General features: G+C 43.5%; 16 protein-coding genes. 4 read left to right on the top strand and 12 right to left on the bottom strand.

All coding sequences use genetic code 11. The features are described from left to right. Positions 1-12 precede the first annotated feature (12 nt). The 8 genes from AB4513_RS08215 to AB4513_RS08180 form a co-directional block, all read right to left on the bottom strand. A complete protein-coding gene (locus tag AB4513_RS08215; protein ID WP_102258588.1) occupies positions 13-228 on the bottom strand; it encodes a hypothetical protein in 216 nt (71 codons plus the stop codon). Between the two features lie 269 nt (positions 229-497). Continuing rightward, positions 498-971 (bottom strand): DUF2947 domain-containing protein, encoded by a 474-nt coding sequence (locus AB4513_RS08210; protein ID WP_029222863.1) that lies wholly within the window; start codon positions 969-971, stop codon positions 498-500. Positions 972-1,091: 120 nt separating this feature from the next. Further along, positions 1,092-1,679: a ribosomal protein S5-alanine N-acetyltransferase gene (gene rimJ / locus AB4513_RS08205; protein WP_009847025.1), complete on the bottom strand. Its 588-nt coding sequence runs from the start codon at positions 1,677-1,679 to the stop codon at positions 1,092-1,094. Between the two features lie 72 nt (positions 1,680-1,751). After that, positions 1,752-3,296 carry a transcriptional regulator TyrR gene (gene tyrR, locus AB4513_RS08200; protein WP_102249796.1) on the bottom strand — a complete coding sequence of 515 codons (1,545 nt, stop codon included), beginning with the start codon at positions 3,294-3,296 and terminating at the stop codon, positions 1,752-1,754. Positions 3,297-3,483: 187 nt separating this feature from the next. Further along, positions 3,484-4,536 (bottom strand): YcjF family protein, encoded by a 1,053-nt coding sequence (locus AB4513_RS08195; protein WP_102258589.1) that lies wholly within the window; start codon positions 4,534-4,536, stop codon positions 3,484-3,486. 14 nt (positions 4,537-4,550) lie between these two features. Then, on the bottom strand, positions 4,551-5,924 hold the full coding sequence (locus AB4513_RS08190; protein WP_102258590.1) for a YcjX family protein: 1,374 nt from the start codon (positions 5,922-5,924) through the stop codon (positions 4,551-4,553). A 211-nt stretch (positions 5,925-6,135) separates the two neighbouring features. Further along, positions 6,136-6,321, bottom strand: coding sequence for a hypothetical protein (locus AB4513_RS08185; protein ID WP_004734731.1), 186 nt, complete (start codon positions 6,319-6,321; stop codon positions 6,136-6,138). Positions 6,322-6,485: 164 nt separating this feature from the next. Next, entirely contained in the window at positions 6,486-8,003 is a 1,518-nt protein-coding gene (locus AB4513_RS08180) for a fumarate hydratase (protein ID WP_102258591.1), read from the bottom strand. 254 nt (positions 8,004-8,257) lie between these two features. Between AB4513_RS08180 and pabB the strand changes: the two genes are divergently transcribed. Continuing rightward, the gene (pabB, locus tag AB4513_RS08175; protein ID WP_102258592.1) at positions 8,258-9,691 is read left to right on the top strand and encodes an aminodeoxychorismate synthase component I; all 1,434 of its coding nucleotides are present in this window, start codon (positions 8,258-8,260) and stop codon (positions 9,689-9,691) included. A gap of 121 nt (positions 9,692-9,812) precedes the next feature. Here pabB and AB4513_RS08170 read toward each other — a convergent pair whose 3' ends face one another. The 3 genes from AB4513_RS08170 to AB4513_RS08160 all read right to left on the bottom strand — a co-directional run bounded on the left by AB4513_RS08170 (position 9,813) and on the right by AB4513_RS08160 (position 12,849). Continuing rightward, positions 9,813-10,430: a porin family protein gene (locus AB4513_RS08170; protein ID WP_102258593.1), complete on the bottom strand. Its 618-nt coding sequence runs from the start codon at positions 10,428-10,430 to the stop codon at positions 9,813-9,815. Between the two features lie 177 nt (positions 10,431-10,607). After that, a complete protein-coding gene (locus tag AB4513_RS08165; RefSeq protein WP_102258594.1) occupies positions 10,608-12,305 on the bottom strand; it encodes an ATP-binding protein in 1,698 nt (565 codons plus the stop codon). Position 12,306: 1 nt separating this feature from the next. After that, positions 12,307-12,849, bottom strand: a complete 543-nt coding sequence (locus AB4513_RS08160; RefSeq protein WP_102258595.1) for a heme NO-binding domain-containing protein — start codon at positions 12,847-12,849, stop codon at positions 12,307-12,309. Positions 12,850-13,173: 324 nt separating this feature from the next. Between AB4513_RS08160 and AB4513_RS08155 the strand changes: the two genes are divergently transcribed. From AB4513_RS08155 to AB4513_RS08145, 3 genes are all read left to right on the top strand, one after another. Continuing rightward, positions 13,174-13,773, top strand: a complete 600-nt coding sequence (locus tag AB4513_RS08155; protein WP_102258596.1) for a CoA pyrophosphatase — start codon at positions 13,174-13,176, stop codon at positions 13,771-13,773. A 309-nt stretch (positions 13,774-14,082) separates the two neighbouring features. Next, positions 14,083-15,336 (top strand): aromatic amino acid transport family protein, encoded by a 1,254-nt coding sequence (locus AB4513_RS08150; protein WP_009847035.1) that lies wholly within the window; start codon positions 14,083-14,085, stop codon positions 15,334-15,336. Between the two features lie 120 nt (positions 15,337-15,456). Continuing rightward, positions 15,457-16,818 carry an L-serine ammonia-lyase gene (locus AB4513_RS08145; RefSeq protein ID WP_009847036.1) on the top strand — a complete coding sequence of 454 codons (1,362 nt, stop codon included), beginning with the start codon at positions 15,457-15,459 and terminating at the stop codon, positions 16,816-16,818. Between the two features lie 103 nt (positions 16,819-16,921). Here AB4513_RS08145 and AB4513_RS08140 read toward each other — a convergent pair whose 3' ends face one another. Further along, positions 16,922-18,064, bottom strand: a complete 1,143-nt coding sequence (locus AB4513_RS08140) for an amino acid permease (RefSeq protein ID WP_102258597.1) — start codon at positions 18,062-18,064, stop codon at positions 16,922-16,924. Positions 18,065-18,068 lie beyond the last annotated feature (4 nt).

Raw genomic sequence — 18,068 nt, 5'->3', positions numbered from 1 at the left:
AGTTCATCATTGTTAATGTTTCGTTCCTGTTGGGTTGATAGGAAAATCCGTATTTTCATAAATATCAGATAACTTTTTCGGTTTCTTCTCTTGAGCTCCTTGGTTCGATTGATTATGAGTTTCGCTTAAAAGCCATTCCTCATGCATTTTTGCTGAATCCAAAAACTCTGGATCTTCCATTGCTTCCTTGCGAAGTTTATTTACACGTTCGAGAGTATCCCAAATCATAATACTTCACCTCCACTAAGGCAGTAATATAAAGATAGCTCAACCCCACAAAACTTCAACTAAGCCAATGAGATAGCGATCTCAATTTCGAAATTTAACTGCCTCTATGTCTGTAAAAATAGTCATCCTCAGCTGAGGTAAAATAATCGTTTCCTCCCGGTGATCTTCGAAGATCGTTAGGCATAAAAAAAGCGAGCTCAATGCTCGCTTTTTGTCTGTCTATCTGTTGATCGGATCGTCAACACTCGCACGATTAAATCACACCGAACTTAAGCACGGTTACCAATTTTAACCGTACCATTTGTAGCAAACCAAAGTGCTTCTGAACGACGGCGACCTAGTAAAATAGGGCCATCATCGTAGAACAAAAAGTTTTTCCAGTGCTTCTTAAAAACTGACCACTTAGTTTCGAGAATGTTATATTTTTCATAACAAAAATAAACAGTTACGTCATCTTGCCAATCAATGAAGTTAAGGATCTCTTCTGGCATTTCAGGCTCATCGGCTTCCCAATTTGCCATCCAGCTGATCTCTTCGTTCCAGTTAGATGCCTTGCTCGGCCAGTCTTGCGAACTTAGTCTCTCAGCATCAGGGCTTTGAGGGCTTACGTTCTCTTTCCAAAACTGAGATGCCCTTGCCTGTGTCATTGGTTTTATCTTTTCCAAATCTTCAGCGGGTAGTGGCATTGACTGGTGAGTGAAAATCCATTTTCTTTGGTATTCTTCCAAAGTTGTATATGACATCAAAATTCCTCAAATATCTTCTCAGGCTTATGGGCTTACCATGCCTATATGTTCTTTCGATACAGCGATGACTTAATTTTATTTATGTTCTCCGCTGTATCTAAATTCAATGTTTTACACTCACACGGAGCGTTTATCTTGCCAGTTTGGGTTTACCAGTGCCGTCAACACGTGATCTTCCCATTTACCGTTAATCTGTAGGTAATCTTTGGCAAAACCTTCTCGAACAAAACCAAGATGCTCTAATACACCCGCACTTCGTTCGTTGTGAGGCATATAGCCCGCCATTAAGCGGTGCATGTTCTGCACATCAAACATGTAGTCTTTAGCCATGCTCAAGCCTCTGCGCATGTAACCGTGGCCCTGTGCACTTTGCGCCAATGAGTAACCGACATTACAAGCGTAGAACGGGAAACGAGACAAATTACTGAACGATATGGTACCTAACATTTCATTTGAATCAGCATTAATCAACAAGCAATAATAGCCTAGCCCCAATTTATGGAGTTCGTTTAACTTAATCAGCCGTTGAGCCCAATCCGCTCTGTCAAAGAACGCATCCTCTCGGGTAGGTTCCCAAGGCTTAAGGTACTCTCTGTTCACCTGAAAGTACTCACTGATCATGCTCGCATCATAGATCTCAGCCGTTCGTAAAATTAGGTTGCCATCACGTTTATCAATACGTTGCTGCGTACTCGAATCTTCCATAGTCTTGTTCTTATTCTTTTGTCTCTTTTTCGTTACCGCCTCACTCTTACCGAATTTAGCAGTCTAATATCATCAGCTCTTTCTGATACCGTAATCACGAAGCTTATTCGCAATTGAGGTGTGAGATACATTCAAACGTTTAGCAAGCTTACGGCTTGATGGGAATGACTGATAAAGCTTCTCTAAAATCTGAGATTCATAGTCTTTCATGATCTCGTCTAGCGAGCCGTCTAAGCTTAAATTCGCCATTCCAGCAGTCATAGTGTCAAGCTGTGGCAGGTGGAATTGCTCAACCGTTAACGTATCTGAATCCAACTCTGTTAGTGCACGTAGAACCATGTTGTCTAACTGACGAATATTGCCTGGCCATTGGTAGTTACCTAATTGGTCGATTAGTTCTTGAGTCAACTTTGGTTTTAACATACCTAACTGCTGTGCGTACTTTGCAACGAATAGCTCCAGTAATGGCGCAACATCGTTTGAACGTTCACGCAAAGCAGGAATCGACAAAGTCAGTACGTTCAAGCGGTAGAACAGATCTTCACGAAACGAGCCCGAGTCGGCTAATTCAGAAAGGCGATGGCGCGTTGATGCGATAATACGAACATCCGCGTGCATCTCTTCTTCTTCACCAACACGACGGAATGAACCATCTTGTAGGAAACGCAGCAGTTTGATTTGTAGATGCGGGCTCATTTCGCCGATTTCATCTAAGAATACCGTACCGCCATTCGCTTGTTCAAAGATGCCTTTATGACCTTGCTCATGGTTGAATGAGCCCGGTGCATGTCCAAACAATTCCGTTTCTGCTACGTCATCAGGCATTGATGCACAGCTTAGAATCAAAAATGGAAAAGAAGATCGATTTGAACGGTTATGACACGATTTCGCCAGCATCTCTTTACCCGTACCTGTATCCCCTTCAATAAGCAGAGGTTGATCTAGCATAGCCAGTTTCTTAGCTTGACTGATCAAGGCTTTATGGCGATTAGAGACACCAACAAAGTGTTCAAAACCTAGGTTATTCTGTTCAGGGATGGCGTCTGGCGCGTTCATTTCTTGGTTACAAGAACGAATCGTCATTACTGCACTCGCCAGTACCGCCTCGTTGACATCACCACCTAGATAAATAGGCAGAATTTCAATAGAGAAATCTAGACCATCTAGCACCACGACTTCACGGTGACGCGTTACATCGCCTTCAATCCAACGAGCGAAGTTGAAGCTAGGAACGAACGTCGCTAGTGGCTCACCGATCACTTCTTCTTCTTGTTTGTTGAAGAGGTTCAATGCAGCGTGGTTTGCCATGTCGACTGAGCCTTTAAGGTCAATCGCAATCACAGGATCAGGTAGGTTTGCCAGCAGGGCAATCAGTTCAGTGTTATGCCTTTCGCTTGGCATAAACTGGATTTTACGTACATCCTTCACACCTGAAATTCGGCGAATTTCAGCCATAAGTTCACTAAAAGCATCAAAATTAATATCCGGGCAATTTAGGTAAATAATACCTTTAACATCAATTTCGATTCCTCGTAAATCAATGCTTTTTGAGGCCAAGATATCGAGCAACTCACGCGTTAAGCCGAGTCTGTCTTCACACAATACTTCAAGACGCACAAATAGTCCTATTATAGGTGTCAGGATAAGTTGACAGTAGTGTGAATTAAGCTCTAAGTTCAGTCAAGAAGAAGAGTAAACATATGTTTACTCTTCGCTCGCAAATCACTCAACTTCCTTGTGTATATAGACTTTATAGGAAGGTAATTCGCTTTATTTCCTACATTTCAATTTTAAGCACTTCGCTTTACTTTAAGGTAATGCGCTTTATTTCAGAAAGGACGGCTTTGCGAAGGTCGGATAGTTTTACTTTTCGCTCACTATGCCAAGGCATAGGACGCAGCAATGTCATGGCTTTTAAGCCCAGTCTCGCTGTGAGGATACCGACACCGAGCCCCTGCCCTGCTCGAGCTGAGACTTTACCTGCAAGATCCATCGAGACTAAGTCCATGCTCGCATCAATCGCCAGCTCACTTGCACCGGCCGCTGCCATGTTGATTAAGACCAACTTGAACAATTTAATTCGAGACCAGTAGCCCAGTTCAATGCCATACACATCAGCAAGCTTGTCTATCATAGTGAAATTTCGCCAAGCCACCAGCAACATATCTGCTGCCGCCAATGGGCTCACAGCAACCAAAGCCGCGGATTCGGTAGAGAACTTAGTGACGATCTGAGTAGCTACCTTATCTTGCTGACTCACGACCAACGCATCGTACATATCCAACACTTCAGCATCGCTGTGCGCTGGGTTAATGCTGTTTCGCCACTTATCATAAGCGGGTGATTCAGCGATAATACCGCCCTGCTTGGCAATGTTTTCACAGAACGCTTTGCCCTTACCGACACTTTGGCTTTGGAGTAGTTCTTCACTCTGCTCTTGCACACTAAAGTGATCTTTAAGTGAGCGCAGTTTCCACAGCTCTTTGCCTATTGCGCCTAAACCCAATGAAGCAATGGCAGCAATAAAGCCAGTCCAACCTAACGCAAGCCAGTCAGCCGTTTGAATCGCGGTAATCACCGAATCAATTGCCTGCCATCCAACTAGACCAGAGAAAGCGACCAATAAACCCGTTCCAAACCACTTCTTCTTTTTACTCGGTCGAATCACTTGTTCCAGTTGCTGCTCTGCGTCACCATCAAGGTCGGTTTCCACTTGTGGTGCAACGGGCACAAACTTCTCTTGTTCCGTGAATAGCTTTTGAGCACCCAAATCTGGGGTAACTTCATTCTTATCCGGCTCATCGAACGAGGTCTTCAACGGTTCATCAAAGACCTGTTTCGTTTTTAATTCACTCATTTCAATTGCCTCAATTACTTCAACTTGTCGCCAATGAGATACTCTAAAACCTTGTCGATTCTTAGATGCTGACAAGGCTCGTCAGAGTGCTGCTCCATCGGCCTAAAGCTCGTAAAATCAAACTGGTTGGTTTCCCAATACTGTTTGTTTGGCAGTTTACGCGGCACCTCTCCCGGATACATGGTTTGAGGGATATTATCTAAAGTCACACCTTGCAACGCCGGAACATTGTCTGAGCCTGACGAGATATAACCCGCGCTGGTCGCTTGAATAGACGCAATGCTCATGCAACTCATGTCGATGTGTTCAAACGCCGCCTGTTGCCAAGCAGGGTGTACCATCTGCTGTAACAGCGATACCAAGTTCGGATGTTGATCCGGTGTCACATGGTCAGCCTTAGTGGCAGCAAACAAGATCTTGTCAATCTTCGGCGCAAACAAGCGTCTTAGCATATTGCTTCGCCCGTACTTAAAGCTCTTCAATAACTGTTCTAACGCACCACGCATGTCCATGAAAGAGTCATAGCCTGCGTTAAGTGGTTGTAAGCAATCCACCAGCACGATTTGTCTGTCGAACGTGGCAAAGTGATTCTTATAGAACGCCTTTACGACTTTCTGTTGATACTCTTCATAACGCGCTTTTAAAACCGCATAGTTGCTGGTTTTTGAGAACTTACCCTCGGGAGCAGCGCACGGAAAAAATTGCAGCACAGGCGCGCCTTCAAGCTCACCCGGCAATACGAATCGACCCGGTTGTACCCAGTGCAATCCGTTATCCTTACAAGTATGAAGGTACTGAGTATAGCTATCGGCAATCGCGACCAGTTTCTTTTCTTCTGCTTCGGCTAGCAAGTCAATGTCGCCACGTATTGTGTTCCACTGTTGCGAATAGGTTTCTCTATCGCCTTTCAACGCGGCAAATTGAGATTGACTCCAAGTATCAAAATCCATGTCCAACAAAGGTAAATCAAGCAGCCATTCGCCCGGATAATCAACAATATCGAGATAAAGGGTGCTGTTTTTGCTCAGCAGCTTCTTTGCGCCTTTAGCTGGCTTATATTTGATTGCTAGACGAATCTCACTAACATCTCGCGTTGGCACTGGCCATTCTGGTGGTTGTGCATTCAACGACTCCATCGCTTCATCATAAGAGAAACGTGGGATCATCATGTTTTGTTGCGGGATGCGCTTTGCGCCAATAATTCTGCCATCTCTCGCCGATGCAAGTAGAGGCAGATTTTTGTGGGTAGACGTATGAAGAAGCTGATTAACCAGCGAAGTAATGAATGCTGTCTTACCCGCACGAGAAAGCCCCGTGACCGCTACTCGAATGTGAGAATCCGTTCCTCTGCTTATAAAGTCACTCATTTCTTGAGTTAGGTGTTTCATTTGAACGACTCCGTGATAATTAGGCCAGTCGGTTATGATAATAGATAGGCTAGCCTATGTTCTTTCCCTATTAGGGTTGTTTGTATGCTTTTGCTTTTTCTTTTACTAATAGTGGTGAGTATGCAATACCCATTCTTAATGCTAGATGAATAAAAGCCCCTGACTACATTCATAATCAGGGGCTTTAGAATTTGTCTGCGGTATCTGACTCTTAATCGTCTTCAATCAACTTGTAGATAACAAACAGTGCAATCTCTGCGATTAGCCAAAGTGCACAAGTAATCGTCACGTATTTATTATCAAAGATACTGATCCCTTTCAAGATCAGGTCGTAACCAACAAAAGCACCAATCACCACTGCCAAGATAATCTGTAGGATCTGAATAAAACGAGGCATTCCTCTCTCCTATGTTCTTATATCAAACTATGTGTTTATCACTATATCATTGATAATAAGACAAAAGTGCAAATAATGCTGCACTTTTGTCTTCAACTTTCTGTCAAGATTTGCAATTCAAACGCTGAAGTTAGCGACAATTACAATTTTTTGGCGTCGGTTAATTATGCTTTTTCAGCTTCAGCAATTTTCACTTTCCACGTGTCAGGGCCGATCTGGTGCGCGTTCACGCCATTAGAGTCAACCGCAACCGTTACCGGCATATCTTCAACTTCAAACTCGTAGATCGCTTCCATACCGAGATCTTCAAACGCAACCACACGTGCTTTCTTAATTGCTTTTGCAACAAGATAAGCGGCGCCGCCAACAGCCATTAGGTAAACTGACTTATGTTGTTTGATTGATTCAACGGTCGCAGGGCCACGTTCTGCTTTACCAATCATGCCCATAATGCCAGTTTCTTCTAGCATCATGTCGGTGAACTTATCCATACGAGTAGACGTTGTCGGGCCAGCAGGACCTACCGCTTCATCACCCACAGCATCAACAGGGCCAACGTAGTAAATGAACTTACCTTTCAGGTCGACGCCTTCTGGTAAACCTTCACCACTTTCAAGCATGCCTTGAATACGCTTATGCGCTGCATCACGACCGGTTAAGATCTTGCCTGATAGAAGAACCGTTTCGCCGGTCTTCCACTCTTGAACGTCTTCTTTAGTAATTTCATCAAGGTTAACAAGGCGTGTATTTGCGCCTGCTTCCCAAGTAATATCTGGCCACTCTTCTAGCTTAGGTGGCGTTAGTTCTGCAGGGCCGCTGCCATCTAATGTGAAGTGTACGTGACGCGTTGCCGCACAGTTCGGGATCAAGCAAACAGGCTTAGAGGCTGCGTGCGTTGGTGCTGTTTTGATTTTCACGTCAACCACAGTCGTTAGACCGCCAAGACCTTGTGCGCCAATGCCCAGTTTGTTTACACGGTTGAAGATATCTAAACGAAGCTCTTCTTCTGCGTTCTCTGGGCCTTTGTCGATAAGCTCTTGGATATCGATGTGTTCCATCAGAGATTCTTTAGCGAGTACCGCGGCTTTCTCAGCCGTACCACCAATGCCTATGCCTAGCATGCCCGGTGGACACCAGCCCGCACCCATTGTTGGTAGCGTCTTCTCTACCCATTCTGCAATATCATCAGAAGGGTTCAGCATAACCATCTTGGTTTTGTTCTCAGAACCGCCGCCTTTTGCCGCGATTTGAATTTCAACTTTGTTGCCTGGAACCATATTAATGTGAACAACCGCTGGTGTGTTGTCTTTGGTATTAATACGCTTACCTGCAGGGTCCATTAGGACAGATGCACGCAATGGGTTATCTGGATTGTTGTAAGCTTGACGAACGCCTTCATCAACCATCTGTTGTACTGTTTGATCCGTTTCCCACCTAACATCCATACCGATGTTCACGAAACAAGTAACAATACCCGTATCCTGACAAATTGGACGATGGCCTTCCGCAGACATACGCGAGTTGATAAGAATCTGAGCAATAGCATCTTTAGCTGCTTGGCTCTCTTCTTTCTCGTACGCTTTTTCTAGGGCTTGGACAAAGTCTAAAGGGTGATAATAAGAAATGTACTGAAGTGCGTCAGCGACACTGCTGATCACATCTTGCTTACGAATAACCGTCATTGCATGCCTCTTTATTGTTCTGGTTCCATGTGGGTTCATCGTTTGGCTATGTGTGCCGAATCGGATTAGATGGTTTAGCTTTTTATTGTGTTGAGCTGTATTTAGTTGCTTTAGCAATCGCTTGCATAGCTGTAAACTAAACCACTTGGATTACTCCGTTCTAATCAAGAACCCATTTTATTTTCAATTTATGATACTCTTGCTTCCTCTCACACGCCATGCAGTGATCGAACTCTTTGTCACAAATTAAACAAATGAATAACAACGAATTTCGCTCTATCCAAATCAAGCCGCTTGAATATCAATCAACTTTAGCTAAACAGCTGTTTTCTCATATTGAAAGCGTGCCGTGGGCAATGCTATTACGGTCGGCCTCAGAAAGCCACGTTGATAGTCGATACGACATTTTAGTTGCTCAACCCATCGCCACCTTCGAGACAATCGGTGCAAAAACGACCGTCAATGTTAATGAGACGTGCGAGGTTTCAGAGTCAGACCCTTTCGAACTACTCGACCAATATCAGCAGCAATTACTACCCGCAATCAGTGAGCACCCTGAACTGCCTTTCGTTGGTGGTGCTTTAGGGTATTTTAGTTACGATTTAGGGCGACGAGTAGAAGCTCTTCCCTCTCTTGCTAAGCGTGATATTTCTGCACCAGACATGGCGGTTGGATTGTATGAATGGGCTGTGATTGTTGATCATAAGCTTAAAGCTGCGTTCCTTGTTGGGCAAAACATTGATACCCATTGGGATTGGTTAACTCAACAACAATCGCCAAGCCAACAAGCAGAACAAGAAGAACAAGAAGAACAAGCAGAACAAGCAGAACAAGCAGAACGAACTCATCAGAAGTTTGGATTAACCACCCCATGGCAATCCAATATGACTGAACAAAGTTATGCCAATAAATTCGATAGCGTTCAAGAGTACTTGTTGTCGGGTGACTGTTATCAGATAAACCTTGCTCAGCGCTTCAATGCCCAATACCAAGGCAGTGAATGGCTCGCTTATGAAAAGTTAGAGAAGTACAACTCAGCTCCATTCTCTGGTTTTATCCGTTTAGCAGGCTGCACCATTCTCAGTGTCTCACCTGAGCGTTTTTTAGAGCTCAATAGTGGCACCATTGAAACCAAGCCGATCAAAGGGACACGTCCTCGTTCTGAAAATTCCATGATTGATGACGCCAATGCACAAGACCTGTTGAATGCTGAGAAAGATCAGGCAGAAAACCTGATGATCGTCGACCTGCTTCGTAATGATATTGGCCGAGTCGCAAAGCCGGGATCGGTTCATGTACCAAAGCTATTCGATATAGAGAGTTTCCCTGCTGTGCACCACTTGGTGAGCACGATAAGGGCAGAGCTTGATGTCCATCATTCAGCACATGACCTATTAAGGGCTTGCTTTCCCGGGGGGTCGATTACCGGCGCTCCAAAAGTTCGCGCGATGCAGATCATTGAGGAGCTAGAGCCTCATCGTCGCTCGGCGTATTGCGGTAGCATTGGTTATATCAGCCGTAATGGCAGAATGGACACCAGCATTACGATTCGTACGTTAGTGGCAGAAAACAATACGCTTTATGCTTGGGCTGGAGGAGGTGTAGTATTTGATAGTGATTGTGCTTCTGAGTACCAAGAGACTCTTGATAAGCTGAGTAGAATATTGCCTGTACTGGCTGATAGATAAATTTAATCTAGATTTATTAAAACGGGTTATTAAAAACAGCTAAAAAGCCAATCTGGAAAGTACTTTAATATTAAAAAAGCTAAGTGGGCAATCACCTACTTAGCTTTTCAATAACACTAGTCTAGAATGTGTATGTCGTCGCCAAATAGAATGAGCCTAGTGTGTGAACGTTAGATAACTCTTTGTTCTTTTCATCTTTCACTTTGATATCAGCTGCTTCCCAATCAATACCTGCACGTAATGCTAGAGCTGGTGCAGCAGGAATTGCATACTCTACGCCCACCCCCATTTTTATACCAGATACGGTTGATGACTTAGTCGCAAAGTATTTATTATTAGCACTGTTTTCAATTTCTGAATTTAAAAAGCTATAACCTAAAAGTGCATAAGGTCGAAGACCAATATCGAACGTATAACCAACATTCGCAGCAACGCTAATTGAACTAAAATCTGTTGTGAATGCTTTTGAACTGCCTACTTTTGTTGTAGACGTTCCATATTTAGTATATTGACCTTCGATACCAATAATACGGTTGATCTGATAACCGGCAATGAGTTTATAAGAAGGTGATTCAGTTTCAGTTGTTGTGGTTTTGCGAGTTATGGCCTTACCAAAACCACCATCATCAAGTTCAGTTGAACCAGCTCCTACTCCGATATAGAAACCATTTGGGTCTTTTTGTGCAGCCACTGCAGATAAAGGTGCAATTAGAGCAAGCGTCACTATCATTTTTTTCATATCGAATCCATTTTTATAGTTTTTCAAACCTCCTTAATATAATTAATAAAAGCGACCAATAAAATAAGTGAACGTATAGCATTGTCAGCTCACTTGTTACATTGACAATATACTCAAGACATTAGAGACAAATCAATAACGTTGCATATTCACTCACTACAAAGGCAATGATATTTATTAGCCCCACTTATTCAGCATTATCACTAAGTCGTTAGCGGTATAGGGTTTACTCAATATATCGTCCATACCAGATTCAATACACAACTCTCGCTCTTCTTTTGTCGTACCAGCGGTTAATGCAATAATTGGTTGGCTATATCCTGAACTTCGCAGTTTCTTCGTCGCTTCAAAACCATCCATGACTGGCATCCGGCAATCCATAAACACAATGTCATACTCATTATTCGACGCTAATTCCAACCCTTCTATACCATTACCGGCAATCGCTGGCTCTATTTCGTATTTGCGTAGCATTTGTTGGATGATGATCTGGTTCATCTTAATATCATCAACCACCAACACTTTAAGCAATGTCAATTCAACCTCAGACTCAAAACCTTTGGCGACACTATCGCGCTCAGCCAGTGTATCGACAACTTGAAGAGGGAGTGAAATGGTAAATGTCGTACCCGAACCAACAATACTGCTCACCTCAATGTCTCCCCTCATTAACGCAGCTAGCTTGCGACAAATCGCTAAACCAAGCCCTGTCCCTTCGTAATTTCGGCTACTTGAGTTATCGGCCTGTGTAAAAGGTTCAAACAGTGTCTTAATAGCAGATTGAGCAATACCAACGCCACTATCCTCAACAGAAAAAATAAATTGGTCGTTAAGCCATTTTATCTCTACGCTCACATGGCCTTGATCGGTGAATTTAATTGCATTGCCGATTAAGTTCACGAACAATTGAGTAATACGCTCTAAGTCACCGTAAAAGTGACTGGGTACCCCAACGGTTACATTGACATCAAACTGGATCTGCTTTTCAAGCGCTCGATTGGTAAAAATACTATCAATGGTATTTTTCAAATCTTGGAGTGCAAATGTTTTGGGAATTAATTCCAGCATACCCGCATTGATTTTACTGTAATCGAGAAGGTCATTAATGATGGTTCTAAGAAACTCACCGGATTGGCTCAAGTTATTCACGATCTCACGTTGAGAACTGCTCAGTTCGGTGTCGCTTATCAACTCCGCACTACCAAGAAGACCATTGAGTGGGGTTCTCAATTCATGGTTAATCATGGCGACAAAGTCACGCGTTGCCCTTTCGGACTCTTCCGCTCGTTTACGTGATTCTATATTTCGGTTAATCGCAAGTTGATGAGTTAACGCACTGCAGATAAGGTCCGTCACTAACAACAGTTGGCTTTGGATGAATTCGTAGTCTTGATCTAACAACCTGACCTGAACGATTAACGCGCCCACAATCACTTTTTCGACCTCTAATGGCACGGTAAGCAAGCAACCTTGCCAATGAGGTTCTTGAATGTCTTTCTCTATTACCTCGACTGTTTCATCACCATAGTCATGGGTTTGTAACTGAGGGATTAGATTGGGGGGTAACACCAAGCGACTGGCTTCAATTAGATAACTGTTAGTTACACTCGCCGTCAATTGGGACAACATCACGTCATCGAGATCACTCCTCAGAAACGCGCGTCCGAAATCAATCAACAGGTTGTCGATTTGTTCTTGGAATTCGATCCGTCGAATATTCGCATTTGAACGCTTTTCTAATTGGCGCAACGCAAGTTCAAGCTGTTGATTGGCCTCAAACAGTTCGAGACTCTTTTGCTCCAACAAGGCTTCAGCCGCTTTCCGTGCTGCTATTTGACGTTTCAGTTTTTTCTCTTGGGCAGATGCCAGATCCATATCACTTTTCTACTTTGAGATTAAACCTAACCACACTTTGGTCATCATTCTGAGGTGTCATTTCTACCACGATGGTTTCACCATGATAGTCAGCACACCCCTCGATTAATCCCAAACAAACGTGAGACATACATCGTGCGCTTTTATAGTCAAAAACAAGTTGCGCTTCGGTCGTGGTGATAAAGCTAAATTGTGGAGGCTCAGCATCTGGGTAGAGCTTCTTCACTTCTACGTGAATGTAACGCTCTACGTGCTGAATAAATTGAAAAGTGGTGTTGCTGTGGGCGAGGCTCGCTTTATTCGGTAATGAGGCCAGTAAGTTCTTAAAAACCGATTGTCCAAAAACACGTTGCAGGCTCGCTGCATCAATCTCGGTTTTCTTACTCAAGTTTATAATCAATCGAACAAGATCTTTGTGGTCGTAACTTCCGACTGATGTGTAGATCCCTTCATCTTCTGACATCTCTAGAACTTCTTCCAAAAGCTCTAACCCAAACTTGTCTTCAACAAGCTCTAAAAATTCGGTGAATATGATTCCTTTCATTTCATACCTTTTCTTCTATTTCTTTTTAGAATGGTCCACTAAGTCATTGTTATCAAATTCTTAAACAGAAAATGTACGTTTCATCACCCAATTTATGACATGGATAACGCTTACTAGTAGAAGTACACATATTCAAATATAGCAAAATCCGTCACTCTTAGAAGATTGGGAACATTTACCTTGAAAAACGCCGCTACCCAGTCCCTTCTTATTTCCAGTTATTGCCGGTACTAACGGAGGAAAGTGAAGGCAAATTCGAAATTGGTAATCAACACACGGTTATGACTATACTTAAAATCATAATAATCAATATATTGGCTTTATATGAACAAAGATAACTTCCTTCAACAATTCCAGCTCAACTCTACCGTTGGCTATCACCCAGAATCCGTTGAGCGCGTTTCACATATCAATGACGATCAATTGCGTAAAGCAGCAGTGGTAGTCGGCTTAGTGGAACGAGAGGATGGTTTACATGTTATTTTTACGAAAAGAGCCGCTCATTTAAAACATCACCCTGGTCAAATCAGCTTTCCTGGAGGGAAACACGAACTCTCCGATCCTTCTATGCAATTCACCGCACTTAGAGAACTTCACGAAGAGGTCGGAATTCGATCGGATCAGGTTAAAATTGTTGGGCAATTACCTACTTTGAGTACCATTAGTAAATTTTTAGTTACACCGATTATTGTAGTGGTCGATTCGGACTATAAACCCATCATCGATGAGAACGAAGTTGCTTCGATTTTTGAGGTACCCGCCACCTATGTTTTAGACCAAGCCAAGTTACACAGCCACACTGTTAACTTAAAAAAAATCAAGCATCGTGTTTTTGCCATGCCCTTCCAAGAGCACCTAATTTGGGGCGTTACGGCTCAAATCATCCAATCACTGCAGCAACATGTAGTGCAACAAATTACATAGAAACTACGTTTTGTTTAATCCTTGTTAACAAACACAGCCTTTTCCATGGAACAGATTTATTAATCCAATTTTACGCAAACGTTTCCCTGGTATAATTCTGTACAACTCCGCCTTTCGCATAAGATTAACTAATAGCAGGCATGAGCATAAATCACCTGTGGCACGCTATTTTCGTGATCAAAAATCCGTTTTTCGCATATCATGTGACACGCCGTTTCATTACATGATTTAGATCTATTTTTTGTAGAAGAAAATTCTGCAGAATTAGCCCCGACTTATTTCCTGTTCCCAAAAAATGAGTAATTTAACATGAACACAACAACTTCTTCGGCAAATGCCGTTACAGATACAAGCAAGTTTAACTATAAAGATTTTACCTGGTGTCTATCACTATTCGGCACAGCAGTTGGCGCTGGTGTACTATTCCTTCCAATCAAAGCTGGTGCGGGTGGTTTTTGGCCACTAGTTATCCTAGCTTTAATCGCGGCACCAATGACTTGGTTCGCACACAAATCTCTAGCTCGTTTCGTACTGTCTTCTAAGAACCCTGAAGCAGATATTACAGACACAGTTGAAGAACACTTCGGTAAGACTGGCGCGAACCTTATTACTTTCGCTTACTTTTTCGCTATCTACCCAATCGTTCTTATCTACGGTGTTGGTATCACAAACACGGTTGACTCTTTCCTAGTAAACCAAATGGGCATGGAATCTATTCCTCGTCCTCTTCTTTCTGGTGCACTTATCCTTGCTATGACAGCAGGTGTTGTATTCGGTAAAGAGCTGATGCTTAAAGCAACTTCAGCAATGGTTTACCCACTAGTATTCATCCTACTAGCATTGTCTTTCTACCTAGTTCCTGATTGGAACACTTCAATGATGGAAACAAGCCCAGAATGGTCAGCAATGCCTTCTATTATCTGGCTTGCGATTCCAATCATCGTGTTCTCTTTCAACCACAGCCCAATCATTTCACAGTTCTCTAAAGAGCAACGTCGTGTGTACGGTGAAGACGCGGTTAAGAAAACTGACGCGATCACTGGCGGCGCAGCAATGATGCTGATGGGTTTTGTAATGTTCTTCGTATTCTCTGTAGTACTTTCTCTATCTCCAGAGCAACTAGCAACAGCGCAATCTCAAAACATCTCGGTTCTTTCTTACCTAGCTAACGTTCATGAGTCTCCACTTATCTCTTACATGGGTCCTCTAGTGGCGTTCGCAGCAATCACTTCTAGCTACTTCGGTCACTTCCTAGGTGCTCATGAAGGTCTTGTTGGTCTAATCAAGTCTCGCTCTGGTTCTTCAATCAGCACGATTGAGAAAGCTTCTCTAGCGTTCATCGTTGTTACAACTTGGATTGTTGCGGTAGTTAACCCAAGCATCCTAGGTATGATTGAAACAATGGGTGCTCCAATGATTGCAGCTATCCTGTTCCTAATGCCTGTATTCGCAATGAACAAAGTACCAGCTATGGCTAAGTACAAAACTTCAGCACCTGTGCAAATCTTTACAGCTTTATGTGGTCTAGCGGCTATTAGTTCTGTAATCTACGGCGCTCTTTAATCTCAAGCCCTTTTTATAAGATGACATTCATCTTATATGGCGAGGTTAGACAAAAAATATAATGATAATAAATGAGCCTCCCTACTCCCCTTGGGAGGCTCTCTTTTTGAGGTAATCGCTATGATTAGTGTATTTGATATCTATAAAATCGGTGTTGGTCCATCGAGCTCACACACAGTTGGACCAATGAAAGCGGGTAAAGAATTTATTGATGACCTACGTTCAATGGGAAAATTGCGCGACATCACTAAAATCACCGTGGACGTATATGGATCACTATCACTGACAGGGAAAGGTCACCACACAGATATCGCAATCATCATGGGTCTTGCTGGCAATACTCCTGAGCGTGTTGATATCGATTCTATTGCAGGCTTCATTGCTCGAGTAGAAGAAACTGAACGTCTACCTGTCGGTATGCACTGTCATACTGTTTCGTTCCCTCGCGACGGCGGAATGAACTTCCACACTAGCAACCTTTCTCTACACGAGAATGGCATGAGCATTCATGCTTGGGTTGATGACGAAGTCGCATATTCAAAAACGTATTACTCAATTGGTGGTGGTTTCATCGTTGACGAAGAGAACTTCGGCAAAGAAGAAGAAAACCCAATTAAAGCACCTTACGAATTCACAACAGCGGAAGAGCTGGTTAATCAGTGTAAAGAAAGTGGTCTTTCTATCAGTACACTGGTTATGAAAAACCAAGCGGCTTTCCACTCAGACGAAGAGTCTCGCACTTACTTCGCTAACATCTGGAAAACGATGCGTGAGTGTATGGATCGCGGTATGAATACTGAAGGTATCCTGCCTGGTCCACTGCGTGTACCTCGTCGTGCAGCAGCACTTCGCCAACAACTGATCACGTCAGAAAAAACAACTAACGATCCAATGACAGTTGTTGACTGGGTGAACATGTTTGCTTTCGCAGTAAACGAAGAGAACGCAGCTGGCGGTCGTGTAGTAACGGCACCAACAAACGGCGCATGTGGCATCATCCCTGCTGTATTGGCTTACTACGATAAGTTCATTCAAACAGTGACAGAGAAAGACTACATCCGTTACTTCGCAGCTTCTGGCGCGATCGGTGGTCTTTACAAGCGTAACGCTTCTATCTCTGGTGCTGAAGTTGGCTGTCAGGGTGAAGTTGGCGTGGCGTGTTCTATGGCTGCTGCTGGTCTTGCTGAGCTTATGGGTGGTAGCCCAGAGCAAGTATGTATGGCTGCAGAAATCGGCATGGAGCACAACCTAGGTCTAACGTGTGACCCAGTTGCTGGCCAAGTACAAGTTCCATGTATCGAGCGTAACGGTATTGCTGCAGTTAAAGCAATCAACTCGACTCGTATGGCACTTCGTCGTTCTTCTGCTCCGACTGTTTCTCTAGATAAAGTTATCGAAACAATGCTAGAAACCGGTAAAGACATGAACGCCAAATACCGTGAGACTTCTCAAGGTGGTTTGGCTGTTAAGGTTGTATGTTAATCAATCTGAATTAACAAACAAATAATAAAAAGGAACGCCGAGGCGTTCCTTTTTTGTATCTGAAATTTGGCGAGGTATTTACTCAGCTCGCTAAATAGCCAGATTAAATCACTTGTGAGATTAGCAAGAAGCAACCAAACAGCAATGAAAAAAGCATCATTGGTCGACCACCTTCAGCACTGTATCGGCCTTCCGCCACCTTCATAAAGCGTTGCTTATGAACCATCACCAGAGGAACAAACACGGCTAAGAACACTAAGATGATGCCTGCATAGTTCAACACTTGTAGGAACTTATCTGCAGCAAGCAGTGAACCCGCCAGCGGCAAGATGAAACTAATGCAGTAAGTGACCGCTGTGTTTTGGTTAAACATGTCTCTGTTCTGGTTGAACAAAGACATCGCTACACCAAAGAAAGAGGTCAACAACGCCAAGCCGGTGAAGGTAGACAGAACGTTACCCACCCAAGGAGACTGAGCCTCAAAAGCCGCCATCAAATCTGATACGTTCTTGAAGCTTCTAAATTGCTCTTCGCTCAAGTTACCGACCACAGCAAACAACCAACATAAGTAACACACTAATGGGATCAGAGAACCGACGATCACCATGTTACGCAGCTGTTTGTCTGTCGCTTCGTGGTTGTAAGAAACCAAGGTTGGAATCACAACCATAAAGCCAAAGCTCGTAAACAGGATGGCACTGGTTTTAATTAGATCGACGTGCTCGTGGCTGGTTACCTGCATTAAGTTTTCTTGAGTCATGCTCGGCGCTAAGAACACCATGGTTGCAAACAAGCTAGCAAGCATCACGAAGAACAATGCGCGGTTGAGCTTATCAATCACTCCGGTGCCACTCGCGACAACTGCACCCGCAAGTAAAGTAAACGTGATTTGGCTCGTCGTTGCGCTAATGTCTACACCAAAATTAGACAGTAACTTACTCAGTAAATCACCTGCGCCCAGAATGTAAGCCATCAATAGGCAAATCAATAGCGCGTAAAGTAGGCCGTTGGTAATCAACTGCCCTTGTTTGCCCAGAGTTTTTCGAGCAATAGAGTTCAACCCTAGACCGCCACCGGCTTTGATGGTCGCTTCTAGAAGTAATAATGCTGCGTAAGTGGTGCCGAAACAGATCAGAACCATCAGCAGTGTGCCGTAAAGCAATCCAAAATGAGCTAATACCATTGGGATCGCAAGCATACCAGCACCGAGAGCGGTACCAGCGATAATTAGGGAGCTACCCATCATTTTA

Source organism: Vibrio sp. 10N.222.54.E6, from assembly GCF_041473955.1.
GTDB lineage: Bacteria > Pseudomonadota > Gammaproteobacteria > Enterobacterales > Vibrionaceae > Vibrio > Vibrio tasmaniensis_A.
Note: the sequence above shows the minus strand (reverse complement) of the source record. Positions and strands in the feature narration are given on the sequence as shown.